Source organism: Streptomyces sp. LS1784 (assembly GCF_020103755.1).
Classification (GTDB): Bacteria; Actinomycetota; Actinomycetes; order Streptomycetales; family Streptomycetaceae; genus Kitasatospora.
On the sequence record NZ_JAHSQD010000566.1, the window covers coordinates 1 to 5,177 of the forward strand.

The 5,177-nt window shown below is 75.3% G+C and carries 5 protein-coding genes; 1 reads left to right on the forward strand and 4 read right to left on the reverse strand.

Annotated elements, in window-relative coordinates; genetic code table 11:
- From KS423_RS37775 to def, 3 genes are all read right to left on the reverse strand, one after another.
- Positions 1 to 905: transcription antitermination factor NusB (locus tag KS423_RS37775; RefSeq protein WP_308020291.1), on the reverse strand; the 905-nt coding region annotated here is incomplete at its 3' end.
- A gap of 151 nt (positions 906 to 1,056) precedes the next feature.
- The gene (gene fmt / locus KS423_RS37780) at positions 1,057 to 1,995 is read right to left on the reverse strand and encodes a methionyl-tRNA formyltransferase (RefSeq protein WP_224284260.1); all 939 of its coding nucleotides are present in this window, start codon (positions 1,993 to 1,995) and stop codon (positions 1,057 to 1,059) included.
- 104 nt (positions 1,996 to 2,099) lie between these two features.
- A complete protein-coding gene (def, locus tag KS423_RS37785; protein ID WP_224284261.1) occupies positions 2,100 to 2,645 on the reverse strand; it encodes a peptide deformylase in 546 nt (181 codons plus the stop codon).
- A gap of 252 nt (positions 2,646 to 2,897) precedes the next feature.
- On the opposite strand from def, the gene KS423_RS37790 reads away from it, so the two are divergent.
- Positions 2,898 to 3,530, forward strand: a complete 633-nt coding sequence (locus KS423_RS37790; protein WP_224284262.1) for a hypothetical protein — start codon at positions 2,898 to 2,900, stop codon at positions 3,528 to 3,530.
- Between the two features lie 160 nt (positions 3,531 to 3,690).
- Here the strand turns inward: KS423_RS37790 and KS423_RS37795 are convergent.
- Positions 3,691 to 5,177, reverse strand: a 1,487-nt coding sequence (locus KS423_RS37795; protein ID WP_224284263.1) for a primosome assembly protein PriA, incomplete at its 5' end; no start/stop codon positions are given.

Below are 5,177 nucleotides of genomic sequence, written 5' to 3' on the forward strand. Positions count from 1 at the left end.
AGCAGCGCGGCCTTGCCGCCGGGGCCCGCGCAGCCGTCCAGCCAGAGCCGGTCCTGGCCCTCCAGCGGCGCCGAGGCCAGCGCCAGCGCGACCAGCTGGCTGCCCTCGTCCTGCACGCCCGCCCGGTTCTCCTGCACCGCCGCGACCGAGCCCGGGTCGCCGCCCTCGGCGAGCCTCAGCGCGAACGGGGACCAGCGCCCCGGCTCGGCCTCCGGCAGCGCGTCGGCCAGCTCACCGACGGTGGCCCGGCCGGGCCTGGCGACCAGGGTGACCTCGGGCCGCTCGTTGTCGGCCCGCAGCAGCTCCTCCATCGCGGTGCGCCCGGAGGCGTCGGGCTGCCAGCGGCCGAGCGAGTCCCAGAGCGCGGAGACGACCCAGCGCGGGTGGGAGTGCACGACCGCGAGGTGGTCCTCGGCGTCCCGGTCGTACGGCGGGGCGACCTGCTCGATCCAGGCGTCCAGGTCGTGGGCGCTGATCCGGCGCAGCACGGCGTTGACGAACTTGGCCTTGCCGTCGCCGAGCACCACCCGGGCCAGCTCGACGGTCGCCGAGACGGCCGCGTGGCTGGGGATGCGGGTGGTGAGCAGCTGGTGCGCGCCGAGCGAGAGCACGTCCAGCACCGGCGGGTCGACCTTGCCGAGCGGCCGGTCGATGCAGGCGGCGATGATCGCGTCGTAGGTGCCCTGCAGGCGCAGGGTGCCGTAGACCAGCTCGGTGGCGAGGGCGGCGTCGCGCCGGTCCATGCCCTTCTGCTCGGCTTCGCGGAGCAGCGAGGGCAGGATCAGGTTGGCGTACGCGTCGCGCTCGTCGACGGCGCGCAGCGCGCGGAACGCGACGATCCGGGCCGGGTCCTTCTTCGGGCGGCGGTGCGGGCGGGGGGCGCGCTTGGCGCTGGGGGTGGTCACAGGTGCCTCAAGGTGCTGCGGTGGCTATCAACGAACGGTGGTGATGAAACGAACGGTGGTGATGAAGTAACTCGGACGAACTCGGACGAACTTCGATGGTCTCCGACGAACATGGACGGTCTCGAACGAACAGTAGCGCCGAATCGGAGCGTCAGCCCCCGAAGCGCTCCCCGGCCTCCAGCCGCGCGCCCCGGGCCCAGTCGGCGGCCCGCATCTCCTTCTTCCCCTGCGGACGTACCTCCCCCAGCTCGACGTCGTGGCTGCCGGTCCCGACCCGGACGCTGTTCTTGCCCGCCATCGCGACCTCGCCCGGCGCCAGCTCGGCGGAGTCCGGCAGCAGCTTGACCGGCCCGGTGACCTTCAGCCGCTCGCCCCGGAACTCCGTCCAGGCCCCCGGCGCCGGCGCGCAGCCGCGCACCACCCGGTCGATCCGCAGCGCGGGGTGGTTCCAGTCGATCCGCGCGTCCTCGACGGTGATCTTCGGCGCGAGCGTGACGCCCTCGGCCGGCTGCGGCACGGCGTGCAGGGAGCCGTCCTCGATGCCGTCCATGGTGGCCGCGAGCAGCCGCGCGCCGGAGAGCGAGAGCCGGGTGAGCAGCTCGCCGCTGGTGTCGGTCGGGCGGATCTCCTCGGTGATCACGCCGTAGACCGGGCCGGAGTCCAGGCCCTGCTCGATCAGGAAGGTGGACGCGCCGGTGACCTCGTCGCCGGCCATCACCGCGTGCTGGACCGGGGCCGCGCCGCGCCAGGCGGGCAGCAGCGAGAAGTGCAGGTTGACCCAGCCGTGCTTGGGGATCTCCAGGGTGCCGGGGCGCAGCAGCGCACCGTAGGCGACCACCGGGCAGCAGTCGGGGGCGAGTTCGGTGAGCCGGGCGACGAAGTCCGGGTCGCTGGGCTTCGCCGGCTTGAGGACCTCGATCCCGGCCTCCTCGGCGCGCTGGGCGACGGGGCTGGCAACCAGCTTGCGCCCGCGCCCGGCCGGAGCGTCGGGGCGGGTGACCACCGCGACGACCTCGTGCCGGTCCGAGGCGAGCAGGGCATCCAGGGCGGGAACGGCGACCTCGGGGGTGCCGGCGAAGACGAGACGCATCAAGTGCCTTTCTGCAAAAGGACGTTCAAGAAACCAGCGAAGCCGACGGGAGTCGGCGGAGGTCAGCGGGCCGAGGTCGGCGAGCCGAGATCAGCGGGCCGAGATCAGCGGGCGGAACCGAAGGTGCTGTGCGGCGAGACCTTGACCACCGGGACCGGCCCGCCGCCCCAGTCCGCCTCCCGGATCGCCTTCAACGCAGCCTTGCGCTGCTCGCGGTCGAGCCGGTCGATGAAGATGATGCCGTCCAGGTGGTCGGTCTCGTGCTGGATGCACCGGGCGAGCAGCTGGGTGCCCTCCAGGGTCACCGGATCGCCGTACATGTCGAAGCCCTTGGCCACCACGCCGTACGAGCGCTTGGTGTCGTAGCGCAGGCCGGGCAGCGACAGGCAGCCCTCGGGGCCGTCCTGCTCCTCCTCGCTCAGCGACAGGTCCGGGTTGATCAGGTGCCCGGTGACACCGTCCACGTGGTACGTGAACACCCGCAGGGAAACACCGAGTTGGGGCGCGGAAAGGCCGGCGCCGGGGGCGTCCATCATGGTGTCGGTGAGGTCGCGGACCAGCTTGCGCAGTTCCTTGTCGAAGGTGGTCACCGGCTTGGCGGTGGACCGCAGGACGGGGTCTCCGAAGAGACGGATCGGCTGGATCGCCACGGGGTACGGGCTCCTGTCCGTAGGGGCGCGGGCTGCGGTCGGGCTGGTTCACCCGCCAGTCTATGCAACCCGCGCGGCCGTCCGCCGGGGGCTTCCCCGGGGCCGGATCGGCGTCCGGCACGGCCCGACTGTGCCGAGCGGCGTTACCCCGGCCCCCGCTTCGGCGTTGGTCAAGAGAGATTGACCAGGGCCGGGCGCACGGGACACCGCGCCCCGGCCGAGCTGAACCGTACGGAAGGTGGCACGTAGGCCATGGCCGAGCAGATCAACCACGACGCCCGGGCGAGGGCGAGCCTGCACCTGCTGGTGCGGGACATCGAGCGGGTGAGGCGGCAGGTCGACGCGCTGCGGACGCTCACCGCGCAACTGGGCAACGTCTACCGTCCGCGCCGACCGAGCACCTCGGCCGGCTTCGTGGTGTACGGGCGGGCGCCGGCGCCGACCGTGCGTCTGGCGCAGGAGCTGCGGGAGAGCGTGGAGACCCTGGTGGCGGCCGCGGTCGAGTTCGACCGGGCGCTGGGCTTCTCCTGGGACTCGGTGGGCTCCGCCCTCGGGGTCACCAAGCAGGCCGTGCACCGGCGCTACGGCATGCGTCGCCCGACCAGCGAGCTCCTCGCCGCGAGCGGTGCCGTCCCGGGCCAGAGCCGCCCGGACCGCTCCGAGGAGCTGCCCGCCGCCGCCGAGCGCACCGGTCTGGCCACGACCGTCCCGGCGGCTCGCCAGGGCGGCCTGGACCGCAGCAGCCTGGACCGCAACACGATCGACCGCACCACGACGGACCGCGGCCCGATGGACCACACCCCCGTCGACCGCGGCACGACCGACCGCAGCACCCCCGTCGACCGCCCCCAGGCGGACCGACCCGGCATCCCGCTGCGCGGCTGACCGAGCCGCCGCAGCCGGGCCGTCCGGGGCGGGGTGGCCCACTCACCCCGCCCCACCGGACCGCCGGGCACGAAGCCCCCCGGGCCACCGGGCACGAAGGCCACCGGGCCACCGAACCCGAAGCACGCACCCGAACCGCGCCGAAGCCCCCGCCCGCCGCTCAGCCGATGTCCGTCGGATCCACCCGCACCCGCACCGGCTCCGCCGTCCGCAGCGCGATCCGCGCGATCTGCGCCGCCTTGAGCGCCGCCGCCAGCGCGGCCCCCTGCCCGGGCTGCACCCGCAGCAGCGCGCGTTCCTGCTCCTCCCCCCGCAGCGCCGGCACCGGCACCGGCCCCAGCACGTCCGCCCCCTCCGGGAGCCGGATCAGGTTCAGCAGGTCCGCCACCGCCGAGGGGCTCCCGCTCACCGAGGCCATCCGGGACACCGGCGGGAAGTGCAGCTGCGCCCGTTCGTCCCGCTCCAGCCCGGCGTGCCCCAGAGGGTCCCAGCGCACCAGCGCCTGCACCGGACGGGCCGAGGGCTCGGCGACCACGACCACCGTCCCGCCCTCCGTCGAGGGCCGCACCAGCGCGGCCCCCGCGAGCCAGAGCCGCAGCGCTTCCTCCCCCGCCCGCAGGTCCGGCCGGCTCAGCAGCGCCCAGCCGTCCAGCAGCAGCGCGGCCCCGTACCCGCCGCCGCCCTCCACCACCGGCTCCGCGCCGGGCGTGGAGATCACCAGGGAAGGCTCGTCCGGCACGGTGGTCAGCACCGCCTCCCGGCCCGAGGTCCGCACCGGGATGCGGGGGAACGCCTTGCCCAGCTCCTCCGCCGTCCGCCGGGCCCCGACCACCTGGGCCCGCAGCCGGAAGGACCCGCATTCGGGGCAGTGCCAGTCGTTCTCCGGCTCCCCGCACCAGCCGCAGCACAGTGCGGCGTCGGCCGAGGGCGCCTCCAGCGGCCCCTCACAGCGCCGGCAGCGGGCGGGGGTGCGGCAGCGCCCGCAGGCCAGCCTGGGCACGTAGCCGCGCCGGGGCACCTGGATGAGCACCGGGTGCCCGGCGGCCATCGACTCCCGCGCGGCCTCCCAGGCCACCGAGGGGAGCCGGGCGGCCTGGGCGGCGGCGTCCCGGTGCTGGTCCTGGTCGGTGACGGTCCGCACCCTGGGCGCGACCTGCCGCACCGTCTCCCGGTCCGCGACCAGCGGGCGCGCCCAGCCGGTACTGACCAGCTGCGCGCCCTCCACCGTCACCGCGTGCCCGCCGAGCAGCACCGCCGCGCCCTCCTCGGCGGCGCGCAGCAGCGCCACCTCGCGCACGTGCGGGTGGGGGGAGCGCGGGTCGCTGTGGCTGCCGTCCCCGTCCGACCAGACGACGACCAGCCCGAGGTCCCGGACCGGCGCGAACATGGTGGCCCTGGTGCCGACCACGGCGTGGACCGAGCCCCGGCTCACCGCGAGCCAGCGCCGGTAGCGCTCGCGCGGGCCGAGGTCGGCCTCCAGCGCCACGTGCATCCCGGGGCCGAGCAGCTCGGTCAGCGCCTGGTCGACCCGGGCCACCGAGCGCCCCTCCGGAAGCACGACCAGCGCCCCGCGCCCGCTCGCCAGCGTCGCGGCCACCGCCCGCGCGATCTCGTACGGCCAGCCGGGCCCGGGCAGCGCCGCCCAGA